Source organism: Roseibium suaedae, assembly GCF_900142725.1.
In the GTDB taxonomy this organism is placed as follows: Bacteria; Pseudomonadota; Alphaproteobacteria; order Rhizobiales; family Stappiaceae; genus Roseibium; species Roseibium suaedae.
Map to the genome: position 1 here is coordinate 653,110 of NZ_FRBW01000002.1, position 26,578 is coordinate 679,687.

Annotated in this window: 24 protein-coding genes; 10 read left to right on the forward strand and 14 right to left on the reverse strand. The window is 59.9% G+C overall.

The genetic code is table 11. From position 1 onward, the window contains the following. Positions 1–14: 14 nt before the first annotated feature. The 3 genes from ilvC (at position 15) to BUA94_RS10120 (ending at position 3,902) form a co-directional block, all read left to right on the forward strand. The gene (ilvC, locus tag BUA94_RS10110; protein WP_073012544.1) at positions 15–1,034 is read left to right on the forward strand and encodes a ketol-acid reductoisomerase; all 1,020 of its coding nucleotides are present in this window, start codon (positions 15–17) and stop codon (positions 1,032–1,034) included. 411 nt (positions 1,035–1,445) lie between these two features. Continuing rightward, positions 1,446–2,597: a GGDEF domain-containing protein gene (locus BUA94_RS10115; protein WP_073012547.1), complete on the forward strand. Its 1,152-nt coding sequence runs from the start codon at positions 1,446–1,448 to the stop codon at positions 2,595–2,597. A gap of 150 nt (positions 2,598–2,747) precedes the next feature. Then, complete coding sequence (locus tag BUA94_RS10120) at positions 2,748–3,902, forward strand: GGDEF domain-containing protein (protein WP_073012550.1); 1,155 nt, start codon at positions 2,748–2,750, stop codon at positions 3,900–3,902. Between the two features lie 31 nt (positions 3,903–3,933). Here the strand turns inward: BUA94_RS10120 and BUA94_RS10125 are convergent, their stop codons facing one another. The 3 genes from BUA94_RS10125 to BUA94_RS10135 form a co-directional block, all read right to left on the reverse strand. Next, positions 3,934–4,884, reverse strand: coding sequence for a D-alanyl-D-alanine carboxypeptidase family protein (locus tag BUA94_RS10125; RefSeq protein WP_328586294.1), 951 nt, complete (start codon positions 4,882–4,884; stop codon positions 3,934–3,936). A gap of 84 nt (positions 4,885–4,968) precedes the next feature. Next, on the reverse strand, positions 4,969–5,730 hold the full coding sequence (locus BUA94_RS10130; protein ID WP_073012553.1) for an ABC transporter permease: 762 nt from the start codon (positions 5,728–5,730) through the stop codon (positions 4,969–4,971). Beyond that, the gene (locus tag BUA94_RS10135; protein WP_073013806.1) at positions 5,727–6,653 is read right to left on the reverse strand and encodes an ABC transporter ATP-binding protein; all 927 of its coding nucleotides are present in this window, start codon (positions 6,651–6,653) and stop codon (positions 5,727–5,729) included. The genes BUA94_RS10130 and BUA94_RS10135 overlap by 4 nt, the downstream gene beginning before the upstream one ends. Positions 6,654–6,933: 280 nt before the next feature. Between BUA94_RS10135 and BUA94_RS10140 the strand changes: the two genes are divergently transcribed. The 3 genes from BUA94_RS10140 to BUA94_RS10150 all read left to right on the forward strand — a co-directional run bounded on the left by BUA94_RS10140 (position 6,934) and on the right by BUA94_RS10150 (position 10,164). Continuing rightward, positions 6,934–7,836, forward strand: a complete 903-nt coding sequence (locus tag BUA94_RS10140) for a pirin family protein (RefSeq protein WP_073012556.1) — start codon at positions 6,934–6,936, stop codon at positions 7,834–7,836. A 139-nt stretch (positions 7,837–7,975) separates the two neighbouring features. Next, positions 7,976–9,139, forward strand: a complete 1,164-nt coding sequence (locus BUA94_RS10145) for a GNAT family N-acetyltransferase (protein WP_073013807.1) — start codon at positions 7,976–7,978, stop codon at positions 9,137–9,139. 113 nt (positions 9,140–9,252) lie between these two features. Next, positions 9,253–10,164 carry a PhzF family phenazine biosynthesis protein gene (locus BUA94_RS10150; RefSeq protein WP_073012558.1) on the forward strand — a complete coding sequence of 304 codons (912 nt, stop codon included), beginning with the start codon at positions 9,253–9,255 and terminating at the stop codon, positions 10,162–10,164. A gap of 36 nt (positions 10,165–10,200) precedes the next feature. Here BUA94_RS10150 and BUA94_RS10155 read toward each other — a convergent pair whose 3' ends face one another. Continuing rightward, positions 10,201–10,662, reverse strand: a complete 462-nt coding sequence (locus tag BUA94_RS10155) for an Lrp/AsnC family transcriptional regulator (protein ID WP_073012560.1) — start codon at positions 10,660–10,662, stop codon at positions 10,201–10,203. 152 nt (positions 10,663–10,814) lie between these two features. Between BUA94_RS10155 and BUA94_RS10160 the strand changes: the two genes are divergently transcribed. After that, positions 10,815–11,828 carry a 1-aminocyclopropane-1-carboxylate deaminase gene (locus BUA94_RS10160; RefSeq protein ID WP_073012563.1) on the forward strand — a complete coding sequence of 338 codons (1,014 nt, stop codon included), beginning with the start codon at positions 10,815–10,817 and terminating at the stop codon, positions 11,826–11,828. A 296-nt stretch (positions 11,829–12,124) separates the two neighbouring features. Continuing rightward, a complete protein-coding gene (ggt, locus tag BUA94_RS10165; RefSeq protein WP_139251119.1) occupies positions 12,125–13,900 on the forward strand; it encodes a gamma-glutamyltransferase in 1,776 nt (591 codons plus the stop codon). Between the two features lie 120 nt (positions 13,901–14,020). Here ggt and BUA94_RS10170 read toward each other — a convergent pair whose 3' ends face one another. Beyond that, a complete protein-coding gene (locus tag BUA94_RS10170) occupies positions 14,021–14,608 on the reverse strand; it encodes a YdeI/OmpD-associated family protein (protein WP_073013808.1) in 588 nt (195 codons plus the stop codon). 464 nt (positions 14,609–15,072) lie between these two features. On the opposite strand from BUA94_RS10170, the gene BUA94_RS10175 reads away from it, so the two are divergent. Then, entirely contained in the window at positions 15,073–16,638 is a 1,566-nt protein-coding gene (locus BUA94_RS10175; RefSeq protein ID WP_073012569.1) for a 2-isopropylmalate synthase, read from the forward strand. A 311-nt stretch (positions 16,639–16,949) separates the two neighbouring features. Here the strand turns inward: BUA94_RS10175 and BUA94_RS10180 are convergent, their stop codons facing one another. Together BUA94_RS10180 and miaA are read right to left on the reverse strand one after the other, a co-directional pair. Beyond that, positions 16,950–17,588, reverse strand: a complete 639-nt coding sequence (locus BUA94_RS10180; RefSeq protein ID WP_073012572.1) for a GNAT family N-acetyltransferase — start codon at positions 17,586–17,588, stop codon at positions 16,950–16,952. Between the two features lie 283 nt (positions 17,589–17,871). Then, on the reverse strand, positions 17,872–18,831 hold the full coding sequence (gene miaA / locus BUA94_RS10185) for a tRNA (adenosine(37)-N6)-dimethylallyltransferase MiaA (protein ID WP_235860570.1): 960 nt from the start codon (positions 18,829–18,831) through the stop codon (positions 17,872–17,874). Here miaA and serB point away from each other — a divergent pair. Beyond that, entirely contained in the window at positions 18,821–19,711 is an 891-nt protein-coding gene (gene serB / locus BUA94_RS10190; RefSeq protein WP_073012578.1) for a phosphoserine phosphatase SerB, read from the forward strand. The two genes, miaA and serB, sit on opposite strands and share 11 nt — an antisense overlap. Before the next feature lie 106 nt (positions 19,712–19,817). On the opposite strand, the gene BUA94_RS10195 is transcribed toward serB, so the two are convergent. From BUA94_RS10195 to BUA94_RS10225, 7 genes are all read right to left on the reverse strand, one after another. Further along, on the reverse strand, positions 19,818–21,308 hold the full coding sequence (locus BUA94_RS10195) for a DegQ family serine endoprotease (protein WP_139251078.1): 1,491 nt from the start codon (positions 21,306–21,308) through the stop codon (positions 19,818–19,820). Between the two features lie 164 nt (positions 21,309–21,472). Continuing rightward, positions 21,473–21,658: a DUF2065 domain-containing protein gene (locus BUA94_RS10200; RefSeq protein WP_073012581.1), complete on the reverse strand. Its 186-nt coding sequence runs from the start codon at positions 21,656–21,658 to the stop codon at positions 21,473–21,475. After that, entirely contained in the window at positions 21,655–22,584 is a 930-nt protein-coding gene (gene hflC / locus BUA94_RS10205; RefSeq protein WP_073012584.1) for a protease modulator HflC, read from the reverse strand. The genes BUA94_RS10200 and hflC overlap by 4 nt, the downstream gene beginning before the upstream one ends. Then, positions 22,584–23,780, reverse strand: coding sequence for an FtsH protease activity modulator HflK (gene hflK / locus BUA94_RS10210; RefSeq protein WP_073012587.1), 1,197 nt, complete (start codon positions 23,778–23,780; stop codon positions 22,584–22,586). Before hflK ends, hflC begins: the two co-directional genes overlap by 1 nt. 331 nt (positions 23,781–24,111) lie before the next feature. Beyond that, entirely contained in the window at positions 24,112–24,597 is a 486-nt protein-coding gene (locus BUA94_RS10215) for a GNAT family N-acetyltransferase (protein ID WP_328586295.1), read from the reverse strand. Next, positions 24,594–25,103 carry a dihydrofolate reductase gene (locus tag BUA94_RS10220; protein WP_073012591.1) on the reverse strand — a complete coding sequence of 170 codons (510 nt, stop codon included), beginning with the start codon at positions 25,101–25,103 and terminating at the stop codon, positions 24,594–24,596. Before BUA94_RS10220 ends, BUA94_RS10215 begins: the two co-directional genes overlap by 4 nt. A 118-nt stretch (positions 25,104–25,221) precedes the next feature. Beyond that, positions 25,222–26,493, reverse strand: coding sequence for an MFS transporter (locus BUA94_RS10225; RefSeq protein WP_073012594.1), 1,272 nt, complete (start codon positions 26,491–26,493; stop codon positions 25,222–25,224). Positions 26,494–26,578 lie beyond the last annotated feature (85 nt).

Below are 26,578 nucleotides of genomic sequence, written 5' to 3' on the forward strand. Positions count from 1 at the left end.
AGAAAGGAAGACCCATGCGTGTTTATTACGATCGCGATGCTGATCTGAACCTGATCAAGTCCAAGAAGGTTGCCATCATCGGTTACGGTTCCCAGGGCCGCGCTCACGCGATGAACCTGAAGGACTCCGGCTGCACCGAGATCGCAGTTGCCCTGCGCGAAGGTTCCACCACCGCCCTCAAGGCTGAAGCTGACGGCTTCAAGGTCATGAACGTTGCTGATGCAGCTGCCTGGGCAGACCTGATGATGATGGCAACCCCGGACGAGCTCCAGGCTGACATCTACAAGGACCACATCGCAGCCAACATCCGTGACGGCGCAGCGATTGCTTTCGCACACGGCCTGAACGTTCACTTCGGCCTGATCGAAGCCAAGTCCACCGTTGACGTTCTGATGGTCGCGCCGAAGGGCCCGGGCCACACCGTTCGCGGCGAATACGTCAAGGGCGGCGGCGTGCCGTGCCTCATCGCAGTCCACCAGGACGCTTCGGGCAACGCCCATGACCTCGGCCTGTCCTACGCTTGTGGCGTTGGCGGCGGCCGTTCGGGCATCATCGAAACCACCTTCAAGGAAGAGTGTGAAACCGACCTCTTCGGCGAACAGGCAGTTCTGTGCGGCGGCCTCGTCGAACTGATCCGCGCTGGTTTCGAAACCCTGGTCGAAGCCGGTTACGCTCCGGAAATGGCCTATTTCGAGTGCCTGCACGAAGTGAAGCTGATCGTGGACCTGATCTACGAAGGCGGCATTGCCAACATGAACTACTCGATCTCCAACACCGCTGAGTGGGGCGAGTACGTCACCGGCCCGCGCATCGTGACCGCCGAAACCAAGGCTGAAATGAAGCGCGTCCTGACCGACATCCAGACTGGCAAGTTCACTTCCGATTGGATGCAGGAATACCGTGCTGGCGCTGCCAAGTTCAAGGCAACCCGCCGCCTGAACGATTCCCACCAGATCGAAGAAGTTGGCGAAAAGCTCCGCGGCATGATGCCCTGGATCAAGTCCAACGCACTGGTCGACAAGACCAAGAACTAAGGTCTGCGATACGATCGGGAACCAGGGACACGCATTTGGCGGTCCGGTTCCCGGACGTAGATGGAAATAGCCGCTTTGAAAGGCCCGCCTCGTGCGGGCCTTTTATTTATTTTGGCGACCTGTGGAAAATGGCAATAAATCCGGGAAAATGATCAGGCATTTGCCCGGTTATCGAAGGATTGCCCTCTCGGGAAAACTATCAAGGCGAAGAGTGCGTACACAATTTCGCAACAGTTTTCCGCCACTTAGCCCGGGACAGAGCTGACAATCTCTCCCAGCGTCAGCGCTCTGAAACATTAAAATTTTACAGGTTTTGGCAAGATCAGGGAAAGCTGCCCGGCCGTAAGTTGAGCCAGACAGCGTCTTTGAAATTTTACTAAAACTCAAATTACCTTACCGGGACACGCACACTTGGACAGTTCCTCGATCCTAGCGGCTCAGTTCATCATACTGGTCGTGTTCTCGGTCACCTTCCTGCTGACAGCCTGGAACAATCGGGAACTGTCCTACTGCAACCGCTGGGCCGGCGCGAACATGGGGCTGGCTCTCGGGATCGGGCTCATTCTGGCAGGCCGGATTTTCACCCTGCCCCTGCCCCTGTTCTATCTGATGGTGAACACGGCGCTGATTGGCGGCTTGTGTCTTCTGAGAAACGGGGCAGCGGCTTTTCACAAGGTCAGCCTCTCGCCGCTCCGATCCTATTGGGGGCTTGGCCTCGTGATCGCGGTGACACTGTCGATCAACATTGGAACATCACCCTCCCAGAGCTATATCGTCTTCAATTTGGTTGCGCTTGTCTTGAGCGGAGAAACGCTGCGCTTTTATATTCGCGGCCGCCTCGACAGCCTGCGCTCCCGCTGGGGGCTCGTCCTGAGCTTCAGCCTGTTGTCTCTCTCCTTCACAATCAGGCTCTCCTTACATCTTGCAGGCCAGTTTGGACTCGAAACGACTACAATCGACGCCTGGTTGATGCCTCTGCATCTCGGGTTGGTCCTGATCTTTGTCTCGGCAAACGGTGCCTTCTCGCTGGCCTTGATCTTCGAGCGCATCGCCGCCGATCATAAGGCAGCCGCTGCCCGGGACCCGCTGACAGGCGTGTTTAACCGGCGCGAGTTCTTCGCCCGTCTGCACAGTCTGTTGGGAAACAAGGCCCATGGAGCATTTTCGGTCATCCTGCTCGATCTCGACCATTTCAAGCAGATCAACGACAAGCTTGGACATAGCGCGGGCGATCTTGTGCTTCAGATAAGCACCAGCACCATGCAGCAGAACCTGAGCGGCAAGGATTGTCTTGCCCGCATTGGCGGAGAAGAATTCGCGATCCTGCTTCCCGGGGCGACTTATGCCCAAGCCTACCGCTGCGCGGAACGAATCCGGATTGCCGTGCAGAATATGCCCCTGCCCTTCGCTTCCGGCGCGGTGCATCTCACCGTTTCTGCAGGCCTTTATCATGGCACCGGCAAGGGCCTGACCCCGACAGACATTCTGCGCCTGGCGGATGAACGTCTTTACGCATCGAAGAATTCGGGGCGTAATCGGATCTCTGTCGTCCAGGCGGCTTGAGATGAAGGCTTCCGGCAGCCGCAACTTTTACGAGCCGGGTCATTTACCATTCGTTAACCTAATGTTTCATCAGACCGTCAACCAGCTAACTATGGCTGCATTCTGACACTACCTAAAGTGTTGAATAGAAACGATTCGGAGCGTCCGTAGATGGACATCGCGACCCTGCTTTCATCGAACCTGATTGTGCTCCTGGTCTTTCTAGTCTCGTTCGCGATCATTTCTCTGAAGGCAAGCTTCTCCCCCTACAGCCGGGATTGGTCCATTGCCCGTGGCTGTCTCATGCTGGCCGTCGCAGGCTTCATCTTCGAGATTTCCCATCCGTGGATCGGCGCCCTCAGCCTGCCGGAACTCTGCCTGATATTCGGTTTCGCCATCGATTACCGTGCCTCCGTGCGTTTCTCCCGGATGCCTGGGTCCATCGCGGTTTCAAGCTGTGTGCTCGGCCTGGGAGCGGCAGGACTTGTCGTCTCCATCGGCATTGGCAACGAACAGCTGGCAAGGGCGGTCACGAATGGCGTGCTGGCCACGCTCGCCCTGATGACAGCCGTGCGCTACCTCCACCCTAATCTATCAGGGCTGGTATCGAGGTTTCCGCTGGCCGCAGGCTTTGTGATCATCGCCGCCGAAAACCTGTTCAATCTGGGAGAGACACTGCTCTCCAACCTGACCGGAACGGATTTCGTCTCAGACACCGAACATGTCGTCTACCACCTGCTCACCAGCTTGATTTACGTGACGATCACTGGCGCCTTCTCGCTGACCCTGGCGTTCGAGCGCACAGCCATGGAGCAATCCCTGGCCGCTCGGCTCGATCCCCTGACAGGTATCTTCAATCGTACAGAGTTCCAGAGCAGGCTCGAGCATGTCCTGACCAGCGACAACAGGCAAAGCTTTGCCCTGATCGGGATCGACATCGACCACTTCAAGACCTTCAACGATACATTCGGTCATCTGGCGGGGGACAATGCCTTGAAGGATGTCACCAGACTGATCCGCAGCTGCATCCGGAAAAACGATTGCCTGGCGCGGCTTGGCGGCGAGGAATTCGCGATCCTGATGCCTGACACCAGCCTGAAAGACGCCCATCAGATCGCAGAGCGCATCCGTGCGCAGGTCAGCCAGTCCGCAATGACCTTCATCCCGGACCGAACCTATCGGCTGACCATTTCTGCAGGTCTCTTCCACGGCAAGGGCTATGGCCTTTCCAGCGAGCAAGTCATGGAAATCGCCGACCGCAAGCTTTACGAGGCAAAGAACGGCGGCAGAAACAGGGTGATGATTGCGGACCAGGCTGCCGCCTGATCCGCAAGGGATCAAACTTGAAGCAGAAAAATCAGAAGCTGCTTTCCAGAAGCTGGGTCACTTCCTTGTCGCGAGCGCCCTCGCTCTTGCCGCCCATCACCACGACCAGCCGCTGCCGGCCGCCCCTGTTTGCGGTGGCCACAAGATTGTAGCCGGACTGGCTGATATAGCCGGTCTTCAAACCGTCAACGCCAGCGACCTTGCCGAGCAGGTTGTTGGTCGACGGATAGGTGCGGCCATTGTAGGTGAAGCTCTGCAGCTTGAAGAAACGGGCATATTGCGGGAAACGCTGCTTCAGCGCACGGCCTAGCTTGGCCATGTCCCGCGCCGTCGTCACCTGCCCCGGATCATAGAGACCGCTGGCATTGACGTAATGGGTCCGGGTCAGACCCAGCGACCGTGCCTTTGCCGTCATCCTGCGGGCAAAGGCGGTTTCTGTTCCGGCAACATTCTCTGCAATGGTCACAGCGACATCATTGGCCGACTTCACCGCCAAGGCATGAACCGCATCATCGACAGTGATGGTCGACCCGGCCTTCAGCCCAAGACGCGCAGGCGGCTTGGAGGCCGCATAAGACGAAACCGTCAGGGGTGAGGACAGGCTCATCCGCCCTGCGTCCAGCTCTTCAAACAGAAGATAGAGCGTCATCATCTTGGTGAGTGACGCCGGATAGCGTGGCTGATCGGGATTTTCCGACGAGAGTTCCGCTCCACTCGCCATGTCCATCACGAATTCGGAATGCCCGCGAACCTGCACGGCGGCAGGTGTGAAGGCAACCGGCTCCACCGGCGCGGCCTGAACATCTGCGACCTGAGGCGTGACCAAGGACGCGGATTGAACAGGTGCAGAAAGACTGGCCTGAGCCACAGCGGCTCCTCCGCCGGGCTTCTGGGCTGCGGTCTGACAAGCAGCCAGAAGGCCGGCAAGGCCGATTGCCAATGCAACGCGGACAGGCCGCCAGCGGGAGGACATATGGAGCATATGAAAGTCTCTTGATCGAAAATCGCAGGCCAGAAGCCAGTCTACCTTAAGCTCTATGCCAGGTCCGCAAGACGGACCCGGCCATCAGGCCTTCAGCTTGTAGCCCGTCCGGAAGATCCAGCCAATGACCGCAAGACAGATTGCCAGGAAGACCCCGGTCATCAACAGGGACACCCACAGGCTCACATCCGCCTGGCCATAGAAGCTCCAGCGGAACCCGGAGATCAGATAGACGACCGGATTGAACAGGGTCACGGTCTGCCAGACCGGCGGCAGCATGGAGATCGAGTAGAAGCTGCCCCCCAGGAAGGCGAGCGGGGTCACGATCAGCAAGGGAACGAACTGCAGCTTCTCGAAACTGTCCGCCCAGATGCCGATGATGAAGCCCAGCAGCGCAAAGGTGACCGAGGTCAGCACGAAGAAGGTCAGCATCCAGACCGGGTGCTGGATTTCGAGGTCAACGAAGGCCGCCGCCGTCAGGAGGATGATCGCTCCAACCAGCGCCGACTTGGTGGCCGCCGCTCCCACGAAGGCAATGGTGATTTCCAGGAAGGACACCGGAGCAGACAGGATCTCAAAGATCGTACCGGTAAACTGCGGGAAGTAGATCCCGAACGATGCGTTCGAAAGGCTCTGGGTCATCAGGGACAGCATGATCAGTCCCGGCACGATGAAGGCGCCATAGGACACGCCGTCAACCTCGGAAATCCGGGAACCGATGGCTGCCCCAAAGACCACGAAATAGAGCGATGTTGAAATCACGGGGGAGACGATGGACTGCATCAGCGTGCGCATCGTCCGCGCCATCTCGAAGAAATAGATGGCCTTGATGGCTTGGAAATTCATGACTTGGCCTTCACGAGATCGACGAAAATGTCTTCAAGGGAACTCTGCCGGGTGTTCAGATCGTGGAACCGTACGCCGGACTGAGAAAGGGCTGTGACAAGTTTGGTCACCCCTGTGCGTTCCGCCTGAGCATCATAGCTATAGGTGATATGACGGCGGTCGTCGGACAGCGTGATCGCCTGCCCATCCAGACCTTCCGGCAACACGCCGAGCGGCTCGACCAGTTCGATGGTCAGTTCCTTGCGGCCGAGCTTCTGCATCAGGGCCGCCTTCTCATCGACCAGAATGATCTCGCCCCTGTTGATCACCCCGACCCGGTCGGCCATTTCCTCGGCCTCCTCGATATAGTGGGTGGTCAGGATGATGGTCACGCCCCTGCGCTTAAGCTCGCCGACGAGACGCCACATGTCCCGGCGCAGTTCCACATCCACACCGGCGGTGGGCTCGTCCAGGAACAGCACCTTCGGCTCATGAGCCAACGCCTTTGCGACCAGAACGCGCCGCTTCATGCCGCCAGACAGGGTCATGATCGGATTGTTGCGCTTGTCCCAGAGGCTGAGGTCCTTGAGGATTTCCTCAATCAGCTCGGGCTTTTTCTTGAGGCCGAACAGGCCGCGCGTGAAGGACACCGTGTCGATGACTTTCTCGAAGGGCGCCGTCGGCATTTCTTGCGGCACGAGACCGACAAGCTTTCGGGCCGCACGATAATCCTTCTGGGTGTCGAACCCACCGATAGTGATGCTGCCGCCCGTCGGAATGACCAGACCGCAGATCGTGCTGATGAGTGTCGTCTTGCCAGCCCCATTCGGGCCAAGCAGGGCGAACACCTCACCTTCTTGAATATCCAGGGAAACGGATTTCAGCGCCTGAAACCCGCCCTCATACGTCTTGTCCAGAGACTGGACGGAAATGATCGGGGACATGAAGTGCCTGCGATGGAAGAGATCTGAAAAGAAAAGCGCGAAAACGCCGCGCTCGAAGCTGTACATATGGGCCGGAGGCGGAAAACTGCCAGATGAAGGGAGCAAAGAAAAGAGGCCTCCCCCGGCTCTCCTGACAGTTGAGGACAGGTCAGAACCACGTTGCCGGTTTCCTGACAGCCGTTTCCATTTGTTGAACACTCTGTCGAAACTACACTTATCGCGTTCGTTTCCCGGTGAATTACATTAGGGGCAACGCAACTCCGTTTCAGGAGACACCAAGATGTCCATTCGTCCCGTCACTCACATCGGCTCCACCCAACCCACTTTGGAGGGGGCTGGGGTAAAGCTTGAACGCGTCTTCGGATTTCAGGATCCGGAAATGCTGGACCCGTTCCTGCTGCTTGATGATTTCCGCAATGAACGCCCCCAGGACTATCTGGCCGGTTTTCCCTGGCACCCGCACCGGGGCATTGAAACGATCACCTATGTTCTGGCCGGCACGGTCGAACATGGCGACAGTCTCGGCAACACCGGCTCGCTTGGTGCTGGCGACGTGCAATGGATGACCGCCGGACGCGGCATCATGCATCAGGAAATGCCCAAGGGCGACCAGAAGGGCCGGATGCATGGCTTCCAGCTCTGGGCCAACCTGCCCTCGTCCCTGAAGATGACCGAGCCGCGCTATCAGGACGTGAAGTCGGGCGAGATCCCGGTGATCACCGATGACGACGGCACCTCGGTACGGGTGATCTGCGGAGATTTCTGGGGCAAGTCCGGCCCTGTCGATGGTATCGCCGCCGAGCCTCAGTATCTGGATGTTTTTGTGCCCGCTGGCCGCCGCAAGCGGCTCAAGGTCGACACCTACAAGCAGACCTTTGCCTATATCTTCGAAGGCTCCGGCCGGTTCGAGGGTGCCTCCGATCCCTTCGGCGTGCTGACCGAAAAGGAATTCGGTGGCGAGGAACTTCACATCCGCGACCAGACCGGCGACCGGACCCTGGTTGTCTTCGGCAGCGGCGATGAGATCGTTGTGCAGGCAGGCGATCATGGCATCCGTTTCCTGCTGGTCTCCGGCGCCCCGATCAAGGAACCTGTGGCCTGGCATGGACCGATTGTGATGAACACGCGGGCAGAACTGCATCAGGCCTTCAACGAGCTACGCTCCGGCACCTTCATCCGCTGAACAGCTCCTACCCAAGAGAAAGAAGGCTGCCTCCTTGCGCCTTAACTGGCCGAGGGGGCAGTTCACTGCCCCCTGCCCCTTGCCTGTCACAATTATCAGGGATACCGCTGTCCCTCCGATGATTTGCGATCAGGTTCCCATGACCCTCAAAATCCGATCCGCCCGTCCTGAAGATGCCGACGATCTGACCGCGATCCTCCACCGGGCAAAAGCCTCATGGGGCTATTCCGACGAGAAGATGGCGGGTTTCCGGGCTCAGTTCCGGATCGATCAGGACGCCATTGCCAAGCTGGATATTGTCGTGGCGGAAGTCGGCGGAAAGCCGGCCGGCTTTGCAGCGGGCCACCTCCAGCCCAGCTACTACCAGATCGACTATTTGTTCGTTCTCCCCGAAATGACGGGCCGCGGCTTGGGCCACCTGCTGCTGGACCGGATACATGAGCGCGCCGCGATCCTCGGGGCGGAAAAACTGAGACTGGACTCCGATTTCCACGCCCAGCGATTTTATTCAGACCGTGGTTTTGTTCAGGTCTCCAACCGGCCGAGCCAGATGTCGGACAGCGGCACCATTCCGGTCATGGAAAAGCCCATTCCGCCGATGGTTCAAGAGTTGAAAGGTCTCGACATCCGGCTCGACCAGACAAGCCCCTGGCCTTTTGAGGCAGGCAATGGCGAGGCCATCGATGCACATTGGGCACAGGAACTCGACAAGAACCCGCATCTTTGGAACGGCCGGGTCCTGAAGCTGACCAGCCATGCCTTTGAAGACGGGTTCCTGACCGGCGTCTGCCATGAGACGTCCTTCGCCGCCTTTCTCGCCTGGCGTGACTGGGGCGCGCCGGACCGCACCACCCGGAACCTCTTCGGCTCTGCCCTTATTCGCAGCCGCGAGGGCCATCTTCTCTATGGCATCATGTCGAACAGGACAGCCAATGCTGGGCATATCTATCCGCCCGGCGGCAACATCGACATGGCGGATGTGAAGGAGGACGGCCGGGTCAATGTCATCGGCTCCCTCTACCGGGAGCTTGTCGAAGAAACCGGGCTGATGGAGGACGAGGTCATCGAAGGTCCTCTCTTTGCCGTCTTTGACGGACCGCGCCTCTGCATCGGCCGGGTGATGAATGTCGACATCCCGGCTGACGAGCTGAGGACCCGCATTCTGAACCATTCGCTCGCCACGGAAGAACAGGAACTTTCGGATGTGAGGATCCTGCGCACCACCGATGACGCACTTGATCCCAAGACCACCACCTATGCCCGAGCTCTTGCCCGGAAACTTCTGCCAGAGCCCCAGAAGTAACAGGGGCTTAACCAAGTCAGACACTTATCGGCTGGCGGAGCGCCCTCTTTCCGTGCCACTCTCCGGCTGCTAAGACAACTGCGCTGCTTCAACTGCATCAGGAGACTGCACTCATGGGCCGCCGTTATGCCATTCTGGACGTCTTCACCAACAAGCCCCTGACCGGCAATCCGCTGGCAGTGGTGCTGGACTCAGAAGGGCTCTCAGACGCTCAGATGCAGGCCATCGCGGGTGAATTCAACCTGTCCGAGACGGTCTTTGTGCTGCCTCCGGAGAACCCTGGCCACTCGGCCACCATGCGCATTTTCACTCCAAAGGTGGAGCTGCCATTTGCCGGTCACCCGACCGTCGGCACCGCTGTCCTGATGGCCATGGAGCGCTTTGGCGACATTTCCGGTGAACAGGATGCGATGGTGGTGCTGAAGCAGGGCATCGGCACGGTCCGCTGTGCAGTCGTGCTCAAGGAAAACGCTGCAGCCTTCGCCGAATTCGACGTGCCACGCATTCCCGAGCCCGCTGGTCCGACCGTCAACCACGACCTGATTGCGGAAGCGCTCAGCCTTGATCCATCCGAGATCGGCTTTGAAAACCACACCCCGTCCCGTTTCCGGGTCGGCCCCGCATTCAACTATGTTCCGGTGCGGGATCTGGATGCCCTGGCCCGCGCCAAGCCGGACATGAGCCGCTGGAAGAAGGCCTTCGGTCACGACGACCATAACGACGCCTATGTCTATTGCCGGGAAACCCGGTCCCAGGACAGCGCCTTTCAGGCCCGCCTCTTCGCCCCCGAAATGGGCATCATGGAAGACCCGGCCACCGGTTCGGCAGCGGCAGCCTTCGCGGGCGTGGTGCAATTCTATGACGCCCTGCCCAACGGCACCCATTTCGTCCGGATCGAACAGGGGTTCCAGATGGGACGCCCGTCCCTCATCGATCTTGAAATCGACATTGCCTCGCGCAAGCTGCACGCCGTCCGCATCGGCGGTCAGGCAGCTCTCGTGGCAAAGGGCGAATTGTTCATCTGATCCTGGCCCTGCTTCCGCTTAAAAACAGCGCGCCGCTCAAAAATCGAGCGGCGCGTTGTCCGTTACTTCCTTCATGACGAAGAAGGTGCGCGTCTGGCGCACCCCCGGCAGGGTGATCAGTTCCTTCGCATGCAGACGGTTGAAATCCGGCATGTCCTTGACCCGGATCTTCAAAAGATAGTCGAAGTCGCCTGCCACCAGATTGCAGTCCAGCACCACGGGCATCTTCGACACCGCAGCCTCGAAGATACCGAAGCTCTCCGGCGTTGACCGGTCCAGCACCACACCGACCATCACCAGCGCTCCAAGACCCACCCGATCCGGCGCGATCTGCGCCCTGACCGACTTGATATAGCCCTCATCGAAAAGGCGCTGGGTTCTGCGGTGACACGTCGCCGGACTGACATTGACGCGGGTGGCAAGCTCCGCGTTCGACAACCTGCCGTCTTCCTGCAAAAGCTTGAGAATCCGTCTGTCGACCCGGTCCAGTTCATCCATGATGATTTCTTCCGAAATTTTACCCTTAAATGGAAGAATAGCAAAACAATCTGGGAAATGGGTTTCTTTTCAATCATTTTTGATCTGAATTTTGAAAGCACCTTCAGCCTCTGACTTGCTAGCCTGTTTCCAGCCAGAAATCGGAGAGCCCCATGCTGGAAGAGTTTGAGAAATACCCCCTCACCTACGGCCCGACGCCGATCGAACATCTGCCGCGCCTGACGGAAGCCCTCGGCGGGGAAGTTGAAATCTACGCCAAGCGCGACGACTGCAACTCCGGTCTGGCCTTCGGCGGCAACAAGCTGCGCAAGCTGGAATACATCGTTCCGGATGCGATCAAGTCCGGCGCTGATACGCTGGTCTCCATCGGCGGCGTTCAGTCCAACCACACCCGCATGGTCGCTGCGACCGCAGCCAAGATCGGCATGAACTGCGTCGTGGTTCAGGAAAAGTGGGTTCCCCATTACGATGCCGTCTATGACCGCGTCGGCAACATTCTCCTCACCCGCCTGATGGGCGCCGACAGCCGTCTCGTGGAAGACGGTTTCGACATCGGCATCCGCAAGAGCTGGGAAGATGCGCTTCAGTCCGTTCGGGACAAGGGCGGCAAGCCTTACGGCATTCCGGCTGGCGCTTCCGAGCACAAGTACGGCGGTCTGGGCTATGTCGGCTTTGCCGAGGAAGTCCGTCAGCAGGAAGCCGAACTCGGCTTCAAGTTCGACTATATCGTCGTTTGTGTTGTGACCGGCTCCACCCAGGGCGGCATGATCGTTGGCTTCGCCAAGGATGGCCGTGCAGACCGCGTCATCGGCATTGATGCCTCCGGCACCCCGGAACAGACACGCGCCCAGGTGCGCCGCATCGTCGACAACACCGCCGAGCTGGTGAAGCTGGGCCGCAAGGTGAGTGACGAGGAAATCGTCATCAACCCGGACTACGCCTACCCGGCCTATGGTGTTCCGAGCGACGAAACCAACGAGGCAATCCGCCTTGCTGCCCGCACCGAAGCCATGATGACCGACCCGGTCTACGAAGGTAAGTCCATGCAGGGCATGATCGACCTTGTGAAAAAGGGCTTCTTCCCGAAGGGCTCCAAGGTCCTCTATGCGCACCTCGGCGGCGCACCGGCCCTGAACGGCTACTCCTATTACTACAAGGACGGCTGATTTGCTGCAGGGGCACCGACACTCCCTTGGTGCCCCTGCGCTGCCCGTCCACCTTGCGGTTCGTGGTCTTGGCGAATTTCAAACGGGCCCCATCCCCGTTTGATGACCACGGACCGCAAGTCTCTTGCCCCCGCCCTCTCCGGACATTTGCCAATTCTGCCTTTGCCCTTGCTGCCATGAGTGGTTACGCTTCTGACGGGACGCCCGTCCGCTTGCCACTTCAGATGGAGCACTGCAAAGCCATGTCCGCCCTCACTTTCCGCAAAAGCCGCAGTCCGAAGCTCGCCCTGAAGCTCATGCTTCTTGCCAGCCTTGCCGCCTTTCCAGCCCATGCCCAGCAAGCGGCTGACACGGTGGCTCCGGAAAGCGCAGCACAGGCAGATAGCTTTGAAAACCTGAGCGAAGCGGCCAAAGCCTCTCTCGCCCTCAAGTCGCAGGGCAAGCCTGTAACCGCCAAGCACTGGATGATTGCCGCCGCCAATCCTCTGGCGACGGAAGCTGGTGCCAAGATCCTGCGGGCCGGCGGCAGCGCTGCCGATGCGATGGTCGCGGTGCAAACCGTGCTCGGCCTCGTGGAACCCCAGTCTTCAGGTCTTGGCGGTGGCGCCTTTCTGGTCTGGTACGATGCCGCCTCCGGCAAGCTGACCACACTGGATGCCCGCGAAACCGCCCCAATGGCCGCAACGCCGCGCCTGTTCCAGAGCGAGGAAGGCGAACCCCTCAAGTTTTATGACGCAGTCGTGGGAGGCCGGTCTGTCGGAACGCCAGGCACACCGATGCTGCTGGAAGAAGCCCACAAGCGCTGGGGCAAGCTGGACTGGTCAGGATTGTTCGCCGAGGGCATCGCACTGGCGGAAGGGGGCTTCAAGGTCTCCCCGCGTCTCGCCTCGCTCATTGAAAGCGAACCGGAGGAACGGCTCGCAAGGTTTGAGGCCACGAAGGCTTACTTCCATCCGGGCGGATCGCCCCTCAAGGCGGGCGATCTGCTGAAGAACCCGGACTATGCAGCCACGCTGAAGGCCCTCGCCAGCAATGGCGCCGAGGCCTTTTACAAGGGTGACATTGCCAAGGATATCGTCAATACCGTCCAGACCGCGCCGGGCAATCCGGGCGTTCTCGCCCAGGCGGATTTCGACCTCTATCAGGTCAAGGAGCGCGCACCGTCCTGCGCGGCCTATCGCGGCTATGAAGTCTGCGGCATGGGACCGCCCTCCTCCGGCGCTCTGACCGTCGGTCAGATCCTGGGCATGCTCGAACCCTATGATCTTGCAGGCTTAGGGCCTGCCAGCGCGGACAGCTGGCGGCTCATTGGCGACGCTTCCCGCCTCGCCTTTGCCGACCGTGGCCGGTACATGGCCGACAGCGATTTCGTGCCCATGCCCACCAAAGGCCTTTTGGATCCTGCCTATCTGAAGACCCGCGCCAATCTGCTCAGCGGCGATGATTCCCTGCCAGAAATCACCGCCGGAACCCCGCCCTGGGATCACGCTCAGCTCTATGCCGACGACATGGCGCTCGAGCTGCCGTCCACGTCCCACATCTCGATTGTCGATGGGGAGGGCAATGCCCTGTCCATGACCACCACGATCGAGAACGGTTTCGGCTCCCGCCTGTTCGTGCGCGGATTCCTGCTCAACAATGAGCTGACCGACTTCTCCTTCAAGACCCAGGAAGATGGCGTTCCAATTGCCAACCGGGTCGAACCGGGCAAGCGGCCACGCTCCTCCATGGCACCCACCATCGTCCTCAAGGACGGCAAGCCTTCCCTGATCGTCGGCAGCCCGGGCGGCAGCCAGATCATCGGATATGTGGCGCAAGCGCTGATCGCCCATCTGGACTGGGGACTGGACGTACAGGCCGCTGTTGCCCAGCCTCACCTGATCAACCGCTTCGGCACCTATGACATCGAGGAAGGCACCGCCGCCACGGATCTGGCCGCACCGTTGGAAGCCATGGGCTTCAAGGTCAAGGCCAGCACCATGACCTCAGGCCTTCAGGCCATTGCCATTGGCGAAGACGGCCTGCAAGGCGGCGCAGACCCGCGCCGCGAGGGTATTGCAATCGGCGAATAACACCCGGGCAAAGGCCTTGGTCCCAGGCGGAGGGAGATCGAACCTGGTTCGAGCCAATCTGCCCGGGACCATATCTCCGAATAGTCCCCTGCCTTTAGGCCAACTGGGGATCCGGCGGTTTCACTTGTCGTGCATGCCCTTGCCCATCAGAATTCGTTCCGTGTGCCTGGCAATCCGTGAAACCCGCGTGGCACTCTGCTTCGCCTCGCAGAAGTGGAGAAGATACCCGCGCCGCCTCCCCGGCGTCAGCGCTTCAAAGGCTTCCCTGAAAGCGTCGTCTTGCTCCATACGCTGAACGAGCTCTTCCGGATACACCAGATCTCGCCGGTTCTGCTGGACCTTCACCCCTGCTTTTTCAAGACTGATTGCCTCTTCCACATAGGACACAATCACCTGTTCAAAGGCAGCGACCTGCCTCACGTCTTTGAAGATGAACTTGCGCATTGTCTGCGAGTTTTCACCCGGCGCATGCAGAAGCCCTTCCGGGTCTTTCAAGAGCACGCCCTTGAAGAAGGCCAAAGCACAATGGTCCTTCAAGCGCCAGATCGTCGCCACATTGGCATTTTCCCAAGTGTAGCAAGGCGACTTCCACTTCAAGGTTTCGCTCAGGGGAGCACGTTGCAAGATCCCTCTCAGCGCTTGCAACTCGTCTTTGAAAGGCTCGTCGGCATCAAAGAAAGCCTGAACCCTGGGATCTGTCTCGGCCATCTGTCCTCCCACGTTTTGCAAGCGTTTCCGGAGCATTCCCCTGCTCCGTACGACCCGCATCATTTTCGCTTATCAGCAGATTAAAGAGACGCGCTTTCAAGGTCAAAACGGTTGCATCCCGAAATTCTGTCCTCTAAAAGAATTTCCGGTAACTGTTCGCTCACTTCTTTTCGCCAACCTCGGCGCATTCGATGAGCATCCGTAAAAGGCCCTGAAACACCGATGATCGCGCTGCGCGACACCTCCGGTTCTTTCAACGACGCGCACCTCACGCGCGGCGGCCTTCTTCTTGCTGACCTTCTTCTGCTTAGCTGCCCCTGAGCGCTGGCTGATCCGTATCTTGCGGACGGGCACTTAGGGGAGAAAAAAGCAAAGCCACCAGTTCAAGACACTGATCGGGCAGAGGCACCTCACGTGCAAGCACAGACCGCACAGCCCGCCGATCCACCGGAAGGAAACATCCCATGACCGCCACTCAGAACGGCAGCGAAAACGACAAGGTCTTCATCTTCGACACCACCTTGCGCGACGGCGAACAGTCGCCCGGCGCCTCGATGACCCTCGAAGAAAAGCTGCAGATTGCGGAAATCCTCGACGAGATGGGCGTCGACATCATTGAAGCCGGCTTCCCGATCGCCTCCAACGGCGACTTCGAGGCCGTTGCCGAGATCGCCAAGAACTCCAAGCGCTCTGTCATCGCTGGCCTGGCCCGCGCCATTCATGCGGACATCGACCGCTGCGGCGAAGCCGTCAAGCACGCCCAGCGCGGCCGCATTCACACCTTTGTCTCCACCTCCCCGATCCATCTGAAGTACCAGATGAACAAGTCGGAAGAGCAGGTGCTCGACATCATCACCGACACCGTTGCCCGCGCCCGCAACCTGATCGATGATATCGAATGGTCCGCAATGGACGCGACCCGCACGCCGATCGAATATCTCTGCCGCGCCGTGGAAGCTGCGATTTCGGCAGGCGCCACCACGATCAACCTGCCGGATACGGTCGGCTATGCAACGCCGGACGAGTACAAGCAGATGTTCATGGACATCCGCAACCGGGTGCCGAACGCGGACAAGGCGATCTTCTCCGTTCACTGCCATGACGACCTGGGCCTGGCTGTCGCCAACTCCCTGGCCGGTGTGGCTGGCGGCGCGCGCCAGATCGAATGCACGATCAACGGCCTCGGCGAACGGGCAGGCAACGCGGCTCTGGAAGAAATCGTCATGGCGATCCGCACCCGCGGCGACGTCCTGCCCTATTCATGCGGCGTGGAGCCGAAGTTCATGACCCGCGCCTCCAAGCTGGTGGCTGGCGCCTCCGGTTTCGCGGTTCAGTACAACAAGGCCATCGTCGGCAAGAACGCCTTCGCGCATGAAAGCGGCATCCACCAGGATGGCATGCTGAAGAACGCGGAAACCTACGAGATCATGCGCCCGGAAGATGTCGGGGTCCGTGCGACCTCCCTGATCATGGGCAAGCACTCCGGCCGCCACGCTTTCAAGGACAAGCTCAAGGAGTTGGGCTACGAACTGGGCGACAACGCCTTGCAGGAAGCCTTCCGCCGCTTCAAGGATCTGGCCGACCGCAAGAAGCACGTTTATGACGAGGACATCGAAGCCCTGGTCGAGGACGAAATCTCCATCGCCAGCGATCAGACCCGCGTTATCGCCCTGACGGTTATCGCTGGTACGGGTGGCCCGCAGAAGGCCATCCTGACCATGGATGTCGGCGGTCAGCACATCACCAAGGAAGCCAATGGCGACGGCCCGGTGGATGCCACCTTCAACGCCATCAAGTCCATCGTGCCGCATGACGCCAAGCTGTCGCTCTACCAGGTGCATGCCGTGACCGAAGGCACCGACGCACAGGCAGAAGTGTCCGTCCGTCTGGAAGCTGGCGGCCGCATTTCCACCGGCAAGGGCGCCGACACGGACACGCTCGTGGCCTCTGCCCGCGCCTATGTTTCGGCCCTCAACAAGCTGAACCTGCGCCAGCAGAGCTCCAACCCGGGCGCGCTGCAGGCCGTCTGAGGCCATCCCTTCACTTGCCGAAAACAGAAAGGGCGCCACTTGGCGCCCTTTTTTGGTTCTAACTAAGAATTTTCTCTTCGTTGTCATCCCGGTTTGGTGCGTAAGCGCCAAGACCGGGATCCAGTATCCCGTAGAGTGGGATCTTGAAAAAGGCATTTACCTCAAATGCTTACCGGATCCCTGCCTTCGCAGGGATGACATCCAGCCCTTCACGATTTGATGCTTTCAAGGGTGATTGAGTTCTAACTGATCAGCCAGCCCGTCCTCTGTGCCGAAACAATTCATGCCGACACTGAAACAGGGAAAAAAGCTCAGGCACTCATCACATAGCTGCGCATGGAAGGGCTGAGAAGCTGGAAGAGGTCGCAAGGACTTCCGTCAATCCGGCTGCTTTCCCGGTAGGTGAAGCCCAGCTTTGACACCATATCCCGGCCATCTCTGTCATCCGTGCGGAAGCTCGCCACCAGATGAGAGAAATAGGTATTCTCGAAAAACCAGTCGGTCAGCCCCTGACAGATATCCCGCGCAATCGTCGGATAGAGAGACCGGGCCGCCCGGGAAAAGCTGTAGCTCAAACCGATTTCCGAGGTCTCTTCAATCGGCACGAAACCCGCCCAGCCAAGAAACTGCGGGCCTGTGCGGATGGAAGAGGCCGCCTTCTCTGCAACCTGACCTTCGGACAGGTCAAGCCGGGCGGCGACGGAAGGATATGCCTCACGCACGCGCTGCTGGCGCAAGGTAACCTTGAAAGTGCTGAACCCGTGCCGCGCCTGGTTTTCCAGAGTACGGGACAACCAGAGTTCTGCTTGCCGCTCGTCCCAGGGACGGGCATTGCCAGACAGAAACCGGTGCGCTTCGGGATCAGAATGATGATCCAGGACGAGAGGAAGGTCCTCGTCCGAAAACGGGTGAAGGCTGATGCCCCCCCGGACCAGAACGATATCGTTCATGGATTGCCTCCCTTTGACGGCGGGCGTCCTGCAAACCGTCCGTTCACAGGCTAGCCTCTCTCACGACCTTCCTGCCCGATGAGCATCGAAGTCGCAGTTATCGCGTCATGGCCTCCTCCTGCCATGGGGATGGTCTAACCCATGATTGTGAAAACTCAAAGGCAAGTTGGATAAGATTCTTTAACTTTTCCAGAATTGCACGAATTTTCAGCAACTTGCTCGCAAATGCGAGGGTGCGCCGCACAATCCAATTCCACAACCAAAGGATGTCTTCGGCCTTCAGTCAGCTAATCTTGTCAGCCAGCTCAGAAGCAGTCTGTCCGGAAGGATCGAGGCGGAGCCAGTCTCCCATCTGGTTGCGAAACCATGTCTCCTGCCGCTTGGCATATTGCCTTGTGGCAACGGTGAGCCGCCGCTCGGCCTCATCCGCATCAATCCCGCCTGCCAGAAGCTCTGCAACTTCCTTGATGCCAATGGCGCGCATGGCCGGCAATGTAGCGGGCAGATCCAGCGCAAGCAGGTTTTCCACCTCCCGGATGCCTTCGCTTTGCAACATCAAGGTTGCCCGGCGGGCAATCCGTTCATGCAGCCAGGGGCGCGGCGGTGCCAGAACCAGGCAGAGACAGTCCACAGGATCGAGCAAGGCCTCACTCTGGGCTTCCGCCTGCCAGGCAGCCAGGGTCTTTCCAGTAGAGCGCACCACCTCCAGAGCTCTGGTCAGGCGCTGGAGATCCTGAAGGCCCTCTGCAGCGGCTTCATCCAGAGGCGCAAGCGCAGCACGCACCGCCTCCAGCCCCCCTTCTGCGGCCAGAGCGCGGCACGTATCGCGAACGCTGGCATCAATGTCCGGCAGCTCGGCAAAGCCTTCGGTCAGCGCCTTGAAATAGAGGCCGGTGCCGCCGACGAGAATGGGAAGCCGCCCCTCTTCCCAGGTCCGCTCCAGCTCCACTGCCATCATGCGCAGCCAGGCCCCGGTGGAAAAAGCCTCGGAGGACGGCAGGACACCGTAAAGCCGGTGAGGCGCCATGGCCTCTTCTTCGGCAGAGGGACGGGCCGTGACGATGGTCAGCTCCCGGTAAAGCTGCATGGAATCGGCGTTGATCACGGTGCCATTCCAGCGCCGGGCCAATTCGATCGCCAATGCCGACTTGCCGCTGGCCGTCGGTCCCGCTATCAGAACGGCGCGGTACCGTCGCGCGGACGGTGCCTTCTGTTCAATCAAGGTCGCGCCCATGTCCCTCATTGCCACGTTTGTTTCCAATCCACTGCGCCCAGCCGTCGATGACGCTCTTCTGGCCGGCGCACGGGACATTCTTGCTGCCACATCCGCCCCGGTTCTGTTGAACTCAGGTATTGCCGCAGACATCGCCTTTGACGGGGCAGATGCGCAAGAGGCGGAAACCCAGCTCCGTGCGTTTCTGGATGGCAAACCTGTGGACGTCTTTGTGCAGTCCAATGAGGGCCGGCGCAAGCGCCTGCTGATCGCAGACATGGATTCCACCATGATCGGCCAGGAATGCATTGACGAACTGGCCGCCGAACTCGGCCTCAAGGACCGCATCGCGGCCATCACCGAGCGGGCGATGCGCGGCGAGATCGAATTCGAACCTGCGCTCCGGGAACGGGTTGGCCTGCTGAAAGGCCTGCCGTTGGAGGCCATCGGCAAGGTGCTGGCGACCCGTATCACCCTGATGCCTGGCGCAAAGGAACTGGTGCGCACCATGAAGGCCAATGGCGCCTATTGTGCGCTCGTCTCCGGCGGCTTCACCCATTTCACCTCGGAAATCGCCCGCCAGATCGGCTTTGACGAGAACCAGGCCAACCTTCTGCTGGAAGACGCAGGCGCGCTGTCCGGAGCCGTTGGCGAACCGATCCTTGGCCGGGAAGCAAAGCGTCAGCGCCTTGAAGAGCTGGTTGCCGAAAAGGGTCTGGACTTCCAGGAGACCCTGGCAGTTGGCGATGGCGCCAACGATCTGGCCATGATCGGCCGTGCGGGCCTGGGCGTTGCCTATCATGCCAAGCCCGCCGTGGCCGAGGCCGCGGATGCCCGCGTCAACCATGGTGATCTGACCGCCCTGCTCTATTTCCAGGGCTATTCGGCCAGCGAATTCGCGAAGGTCTGATGACCGCGCACGCTCCTCGCAGCGACAGCCGGTGCCCCCTTCCCGATACAAAAAAGGCCGCCCACAAGGCGGCCTTTTTCATGTTTACGAAGTAGAATCCGAAGGCTTACTCGTCTTCGATGCGGACCGGCACGAAGCGCAGCTCACCAGACTGGTTGGAGAGCAGGAGAAGGGCCGACCGGCGGCCGTCCTTCTTCAGCTTTTCCACCTGGGTCTTCACATCATCCGGAGTAGCTACAGGCTCCTGCGCCACTTCCTTGATGACATCGCCGGCCTGAACCCGCTTGTCTTCGGCGGAGCTGCCCGGATTGACCTTGCGAACAACAACGCCCGTCACATCCGCCTCGATGGAGAACTCTGTGCGCGCTGCGTCGTCCAGCTCGCTCAGAACCATGCCGAGGATTTCGGTTTCTTCCGGAGCTGCCTTGTCGTCGCTCTTGCCGCTGTCCTTGGTGTCCTTGGCCTCTTCGGCTGCTTCCTCAAGCTTGCCGACGGTGACCTTCAACGTGACTTTCTCGCCCTTGCGCAGAACCACCACATCCACGGCATCGCCAATGGTCGTCTCGGCCACCATACGCGGCAGTTCACGCATGGTCGCGACTTTGCGGCCATCGAATTCCAGGATCACATCACCCGGCTCGATCTTGGCTTCAGCTGCCGGACCATCATCATTGACGCCAGCCACAAGCGCACCGGAGGCAGATGCCATGCCGAGGCTTTCGGCAATGTCGTCGGTGACTTCCTGGATGCGCACGCCGAGCCAGCCACGACGGGTCTCGCCGAATTCCTGAAGCTGGGCAATCACGCGGGTCGCGGTCTTGGACGGAATGGCAAAGCCGATACCGATGGACCCGCCGGAAGGTGAAATGATCGCCGTGTTGATGCCGATGACGTTGCCGTCCATATCAAACAGCGGACCACCGGAGTTCCCGCGGTTGATGGCCGCATCCGTCTGGATGAAGTTGTCATAGGGACCGGCGTTGATGTCACGGTTCCGGGCGGACACGATGCCGACCGTCACGGTTCCACCCAGACCAAACGGGTTGCCGATGGCCATCACCCAGTCGCCAACGCGGATCTTGTCGCTGTCACCGAAGCTCACGGCAGTCAGCGGCTTTTCCGGGGTGACCTTCAGGACGGCAAGGTCGGTCTTCTCGTCCGTGCCGATCAGTTCGGCCTTCAGCTTGGTGCCGTCATTGAAGTTGGCGGTGATTTCATCCGCACCTTCAATGACGTGGTTGTTGGTGATGATGATGCCCTTTTCGCCATCAACGACGAAACCCGAGCCAAGGGACTGAACCCGGCGCGGACGGTCATCATCCCGGTTCTGCTGATTGAAGAACTCTTCAAAGAACTCCTGGAAGGGCGAGCCTTCCGGAACTTCGGGAAGCGGAACCGTGCGCTTGGCCTTGACCGTTTGCGCGGTCGAAATGTTCACCACCGCATCGCCGAGCTTTTCGGCGAGATCGGCGACGGAAACCGGGCCCTGCGCCTGTGCGGCCGTCATCGGCTGCACCGCAAGCATGCCGCCGACCATCGCCGCGGCAGCCAGGGATTTCGCCTTCACGAGGCCCTGATTGAAAATCTGTGACACCATAAGGTCATTCCTCCATCCAGAGCGGAACCAGTGAGCCAGTTCACGCCCATGGTCAGATCGGTCTTTCGTTTTTGCCCTGCCCCAGCCTACCCCAGAGGCCGCGCAGGGCGGAATGAAAAACGGTGCGGCAAGGGTGTCTATCCCCCGCCGCACCGTCTTTTTGATCAGCCGCGAACCAGCCAGACGATCAGCACCCCCAGAACCAGGGCGCCAAGTCCGGCGATCCGCAGGATCCTGTCAGGCGTTTCCAGCGCACTGCGCATCACCTGTTTCATCCCGCCGGGGTTCAGCGCATAGAGCGTGCCCTCCAGGGCAAGCGCCATCGCCACGGCGATGATGAGATCCTTCATTGCGCGGGCGCAGCCGAGACCGGAGCCTGCGAACGGACTGCCGTGCTGTCTTCAGCCTTCGGGGATGCGCCGAGCGGATCCTTGAAGTAGCGGAAGAAGCTGGAGTCCGGAGACAGGACAAGGTTCGTATCACCCTGCTTCAGACCGGCCTCATACGCCTGCATCGAACGATAGAAGGCGAAGAAGTCCGGGTCCTGGTTGAACGCTTCAGCGAAGATCTTGTTCCGTTGCGCATCGCCTTCACCGCGAACGATTTCAGCGTCACGCTTGGCTTCTGCGACCAGAACGGCAGCATCACGATCTGCACGGGAGCGGATACGGCGGGCCTGTTCTTCACCCTGCGCGCGCAGCTCGGTGGCTTCCCGCTGGCGTTCCGTCTGCATCCGGCCAAAGATGGCCTGGCTGTTTGCTTCCGGCAGATCCGCACGGCGGATCTTCACGTCCACCACTTCGATCCCCAGCTCAGACGCGCTTGCGCTCACGTCCCGGCGGATGTTTTCCATCACGCCGGAGCGGTTGTCACGCACCACGGCCGAGAAGGACGTGCGGCCCAGTTCCGAACGCAGCGAAGACTGCAGGAACGTGGACAGACGCTGATTGGCAACGCGGACGTTCTGAACGCGCTGATAGAACAGAACCGGATTGGAAATCTTGTAGCGGGCGAAAGCATCCACGACGAGACGCTTCTTGTCCGCGGCAATCGCTTCCAGCGGCGGCATGTTGAGATCAAGGATCCGCTTGTCCAGATAGACAACGTTCTGGAACGGAGACGGAAGCTTGAAGTTCAGACCCGGCTCCTGAACGACCTTGTCGATACGGCCAAAGGTCAGAACCAGGGCCTGCTGGGTCGGATTGACGATGAACATGCACGCGTAGGCCGCTACCGCGACGATGGCGAGCAAAATGACGAGAATACCGCTACGCATTACTGGTTCCCTCCGGTACGGCCGGACGCGCTGGAACGCGAAGCGTTCAGTTCATTGAGCGGCAGATAGGGCACGACACCCTGGCTGGATGCTCCGCTGTCGATGATCACCTTGGAGTTCGCACCCAGAACCTTTTCAAGGGTTTCCAGATACATACGTTCACGGGTCACGTCAGGAGCGTTCTTGTATTCCTCATAGATCTTGAGGAAGCGCTGGGACTGACCGGTTGCCTCGGCAATAGTCTGCTCCCGGTAGGCATTTGCTGCTTCAGAAACGCGAGCTGCTTCACCGCGGGCTTCCGGAACGACCCGGTTTGCATAGGACTGAGCTTCGTTCTGGATACGCTCCTGGTCGGCACGGGCCGCCTGAACATCACGGAAGGCATCGATCACCTGGTTCGGCGGATCCACCTTCTGCATCTGGACTTCGGTAATCTCGATGCCGGAGTTGTAGGAATCCAGGGTCTGCTGCATCAGCTGACGAACGTCATTCTGAATGGAAACGCGGTTTTCCGTCAGGATCGAGTCGATCTTGGAACGGCCAACCACTTCACGCATGGCGCTTTCGGCAACAGCCTTCACCGTGCCTTCCGGGTCCTGAATGTTGAAGAGGTAGTTGGTGATGCCTTCACGGGTATTCCGGATACGCCACTGCACCTTGAAACCGACGTCGACGATGTTTTCGTCGCCGGTCAGCATCAGGCTTTCAGCAGGAACATCGCGCGAGCGGATCGTGCTGCCGGCGATGATTTCCTCAACACCCACAGTCAATTCGCGCTGCAGTTCGACCTGCGGCGTTTCGACGGAACCGATCGGATAAGGCCAGTTGTAGTTCAGACCGGTACCGGTCTGGTCAACCACTTCGCCCAGAACCAGCTCGACGCCGACTTCGCCTTCCTCGACCCGGTAGAAACCGGAGGAAGCCCAGATCACAGCCACCACGCCGATGACAAGCGCAGCGCCGGCAAAGCCGAGACCGCCGCCCCCACCGCCCGGCAGGACCGACTTCATGCGATCCTGTGTGCGCTTGAGCAATTCATCCAGGTCCGGCGGCTGATTGCCACCGCCGCGGTTCGGTCCGCCGCCCCATGGGCCGCCGTTATTACCGCCGCCGCCACCGCTGCCCCATGGGCCGCCGTTGTTGCCGCCGCCCTTCCAGGGGCCACCACCGCCACCTGACTGATTGCTCCAAGGCATCAAGACTTCCTTCTGTCCGGCCCGGTTTGACACGAGGCATAAGCCTCCGCTCCGGGTTTCATCCTGGCTGTTCTGACTCATCGCAGGTTATAAGGAGGTTACCGGCGCGGTTCAACGCACACGACTTTCCCCGCCGCAAGGCAGGCCTCCCAGACCTCTGCTTTTTTCCTCTCGGCACGTGGGAAAAAAGCCGCCCTGTTTCAAGAGACGGCAGAGGCAAAACCGACAATTAATTGCAGAAAATGACCGGAACTGCCGCACCCAGCCGCAATTTACCGGGACCAGGCTGTTTCCCGGCTCAGAATGGCAGGCAGGGACAACAAGACGCGCCTCAAGAGGGCCTGATCATGTCCACATGCTCGATGCCGTCTTCCAGGTAGAGATCTGAGCTGCGCTGGAAGCCGAAACCCGCATAAAAGGCCTCGAGATGGGCCTGCGCACTCAGATGGATTGGCTGACCGGGCCGCAGTTCTCCGACCTTCTTCACCGCTTCAGCCATCAGATAATCGCCCAACCGCTTGCCGCGCCAGGCCTTGGAAACCACCACGCGGCCTATCCGCGTTTCCAGACCAGCATCATCTGCCAGGAAGATGCGGACTGCTGCGGAGACGACGCCATCCTCCTGCATGAGCAGGAAATGCAAGGCCTCCGGATCCTTGCCGTCAATCTCCGGGAACAGGCAGTTCTGCTCCAGCATGAAGACATCCTGGCGCATCTTCAACAATCCGTGAACCTGCCGGGCGCTCAGGTCATCGAACGCTGCCCACAGTCCATGAAGGCCTTCGGGCAGGGTCGCAAGTTTGGTCATCCCGCTCATTTGCGCCTCTTGTAAGTGACGAACGTGAAATCGGCGCTGTCCTTTTCGCCACGCTCTCCCGGGACGCGGGACACTTCTTCCCATACGTTCGGATCGATCTCGGGAAAGGTGGTGTCGCCTTCCGGCGCGCTGTCCACTTCGGTGATTTCAAGCCGATCGGTCATGGCCAGAGCCTGACGATAGATCTCGCCGCCGCCCATGATGATGACCTCACGGACCCGCATTTCGTGAGCCAGATTTGCCGCACGCTGCAAGGCAGATTCAAGCGAAGTGAACGCTTCTGCCCCTTCCGGGGCGTAGCCGGCATCCCGCGTCACCACCAGATTGGGCCGTTCCGGCAAGGGGCGCCCGAAAGAAACGAAGGTCTTGCGGCCCATGATCGATGGCTTGCCGATCGTCATCGCCTTGAAGCGCTTCAGGTCGGAGGGGAGCCGCCAGGGCATGTGGTTTTCCGCGCCAATCGTGCCATTGCGGGCAACCGCTGCGAAAATGACGATCTCGGGCATCGAAGACTCCGCTTGAGGTCGGGATTTCGCAGGTCTCCTAACATGGCAAAGCCGGACGGGAAAGGCGCGTCTGGGGTGCCCGCGTCGTAAGCCTGGACGCCAAGACCCAGACCCTTGATCAGACTTCGGTTCTGGAGAAGGACAGGCTCAGCACAAGTCCCGTCAGCGCGGCTGCCGCCGTCAGGCCTGCCACAGCCGTCCAGCCGCCATGGATCCAGAACCAGCCACCAAGCGACCCGGTGACGCTCGCCCCGATATAGTAGAACAGCAGATAGAGCGACGAGGCGTGGCTCTTGGCGTTGCCCGCATTGGCCCCGACCGCACCGCTGGCGGCCGCATGGCCGATGAAGAAGCCGATGGTGATCAGGGAGATCCCGGCGATCACCCAGCCAAGCTGGTCCGGCAGCGTCAGAAGCACTCCGACCAGCACCACGGAGAACCCGGTCGACAACATGACCTTGCGCCCGAACCGGTCAGCAAGCTGGCCACCATAGGCTGAGGACACCATGCCCAGTGCATAGGTCAGGAAGATCATGCTGACCGCAGTGGTGTCGAGGCCAAAGGGGGCATCGGTCAGGCGGAAGGTCGCGTAGTTGAACACCGTGGTGAAGACGCTGGTCAGCATCGCGCCAATGGCATAGAGCCGCACCAGCGCCGGGTTCTTCAAGTGCCCCTTCCAGAGCTGCAGATGCGCCTGGAGTGGAATCTTACGGGCCTGAAAATTGCGCGAGGGCGGCAGCAGGAGCACAAAGCCGACAGCAGCCAGCAGGCAGACGACGCCCAGGATCTGCATGGCCGCCTGCCAGGACGCATGAGCGCTCACGATCCCCATGCCGACACGACCGACCATGGCGCCGAAGGCGGTGCCGCCCACATAGAGACCCATGGCCTTGCCCAGATGCCGCGGATCGATCTCTTCGGCAAGATAGGCCATTGCGACAGCCGGCACCCCGCCGAGAACCAGCCCCTCGCAGGCGCGGGCTGCCAGCAGCCAGTGCCAGCCCGGAACCACGGCGGCGACGAAGTTGAACCCGGCCGCCAGAAGCATGGAGACGAACATCACACCCCGCCGCCCGATGCTCTGCGAATAGGCCCCGCTTGCCAGAATGGCAAAAGCCAACGTGCCGGTGGTCAGGGACAGTGCGAGGGAGGCGGTCGCCGCGTTGACCCCGTAGGTGCCACGGAAGGCAGGCAACAAGGGCTGCACGCAATAGATCAGCGAGAAACTGGCAAAGCCGGCCAGAAACAGTGCCCAGCTCGCTCTCTTGAAGTCCGGTGTATCCTTGGCAATCCAGCGGGGATTTGCGTCTGCCGCCGATGACAGAGACAGGCCAGAAGACGCTGGCGCGGTGGAAACAGGCTGAACGTCAGAATGGGTAAGCGGGCGCATGGCGATATCCTTTGCCCATGGTATAGCGCCGCCCGGATATTCAATCTAATATATGAAACTATCGATCTTCATATACAGAACAGAT

Excerpts from the sequence above, each read along its gene's own strand:
- ilvC (WP_073012544.1), top strand. The coding sequence starts at position 15 with ATGCGTGTTTATTACGATCGCGATGCTGATCTGAACCTGATCAAGTCC.
- BUA94_RS10120 (WP_073012550.1), top strand. The coding sequence starts at position 2,748 with ATGGACATCGCGACCCTGCTTTCATCGAACCTGATTGTGCTCCTGGTC.
- BUA94_RS10125 (WP_328586294.1), bottom strand. The coding sequence starts at position 4,884 with ATGCTCCATATGTCCTCCCGCTGGCGGCCTGTCCGCGTTGCATTGGCA.
- BUA94_RS10130 (WP_073012553.1), bottom strand. The coding sequence starts at position 5,730 with ATGAATTTCCAAGCCATCAAGGCCATCTATTTCTTCGAGATGGCGCGG.
- BUA94_RS10135 (WP_073013806.1), bottom strand. The coding sequence starts at position 6,653 with ATGTCCCCGATCATTTCCGTCCAGTCTCTGGACAAGACGTATGAGGGC.
- BUA94_RS10140 (WP_073012556.1), top strand. The coding sequence starts at position 6,934 with ATGTCCATTCGTCCCGTCACTCACATCGGCTCCACCCAACCCACTTTG.
- BUA94_RS10145 (WP_073013807.1), top strand. The coding sequence starts at position 7,976 with ATGACCCTCAAAATCCGATCCGCCCGTCCTGAAGATGCCGACGATCTG.
- BUA94_RS10150 (WP_073012558.1), top strand. The coding sequence starts at position 9,253 with ATGGGCCGCCGTTATGCCATTCTGGACGTCTTCACCAACAAGCCCCTG.
- BUA94_RS10155 (WP_073012560.1), bottom strand. The coding sequence starts at position 10,662 with ATGGATGAACTGGACCGGGTCGACAGACGGATTCTCAAGCTTTTGCAG.
- BUA94_RS10160 (WP_073012563.1), top strand. The coding sequence starts at position 10,815 with ATGCTGGAAGAGTTTGAGAAATACCCCCTCACCTACGGCCCGACGCCG.
- ggt (WP_139251119.1), top strand. The coding sequence starts at position 12,125 with ATGCTTCTTGCCAGCCTTGCCGCCTTTCCAGCCCATGCCCAGCAAGCG.
- BUA94_RS10170 (WP_073013808.1), bottom strand. The coding sequence starts at position 14,608 with ATGGCCGAGACAGATCCCAGGGTTCAGGCTTTCTTTGATGCCGACGAG.
- BUA94_RS10175 (WP_073012569.1), top strand. The coding sequence starts at position 15,073 with ATGACCGCCACTCAGAACGGCAGCGAAAACGACAAGGTCTTCATCTTC.
- BUA94_RS10180 (WP_073012572.1), bottom strand. The coding sequence starts at position 17,588 with ATGAACGATATCGTTCTGGTCCGGGGGGGCATCAGCCTTCACCCGTTT.
- serB (WP_073012578.1), top strand. The coding sequence starts at position 18,821 with ATGTCCCTCATTGCCACGTTTGTTTCCAATCCACTGCGCCCAGCCGTC.
- miaA (WP_235860570.1), bottom strand. The coding sequence starts at position 18,831 with ATGAGGGACATGGGCGCGACCTTGATTGAACAGAAGGCACCGTCCGCG.
- BUA94_RS10195 (WP_139251078.1), bottom strand. The coding sequence starts at position 21,308 with ATGGTGTCACAGATTTTCAATCAGGGCCTCGTGAAGGCGAAATCCCTG.
- BUA94_RS10200 (WP_073012581.1), bottom strand. The coding sequence starts at position 21,658 with ATGAAGGATCTCATCATCGCCGTGGCGATGGCGCTTGCCCTGGAGGGC.
- hflC (WP_073012584.1), bottom strand. The coding sequence starts at position 22,584 with ATGCGTAGCGGTATTCTCGTCATTTTGCTCGCCATCGTCGCGGTAGCG.
- hflK (WP_073012587.1), bottom strand. The coding sequence starts at position 23,780 with ATGCCTTGGAGCAATCAGTCAGGTGGCGGTGGTGGCCCCTGGAAGGGC.
- BUA94_RS10215 (WP_328586295.1), bottom strand. The coding sequence starts at position 24,597 with ATGAGCGGGATGACCAAACTTGCGACCCTGCCCGAAGGCCTTCATGGA.
- BUA94_RS10220 (WP_073012591.1), bottom strand. The coding sequence starts at position 25,103 with ATGCCCGAGATCGTCATTTTCGCAGCGGTTGCCCGCAATGGCACGATT.
- BUA94_RS10225 (WP_073012594.1), bottom strand. The coding sequence starts at position 26,493 with ATGCGCCCGCTTACCCATTCTGACGTTCAGCCTGTTTCCACCGCGCCA.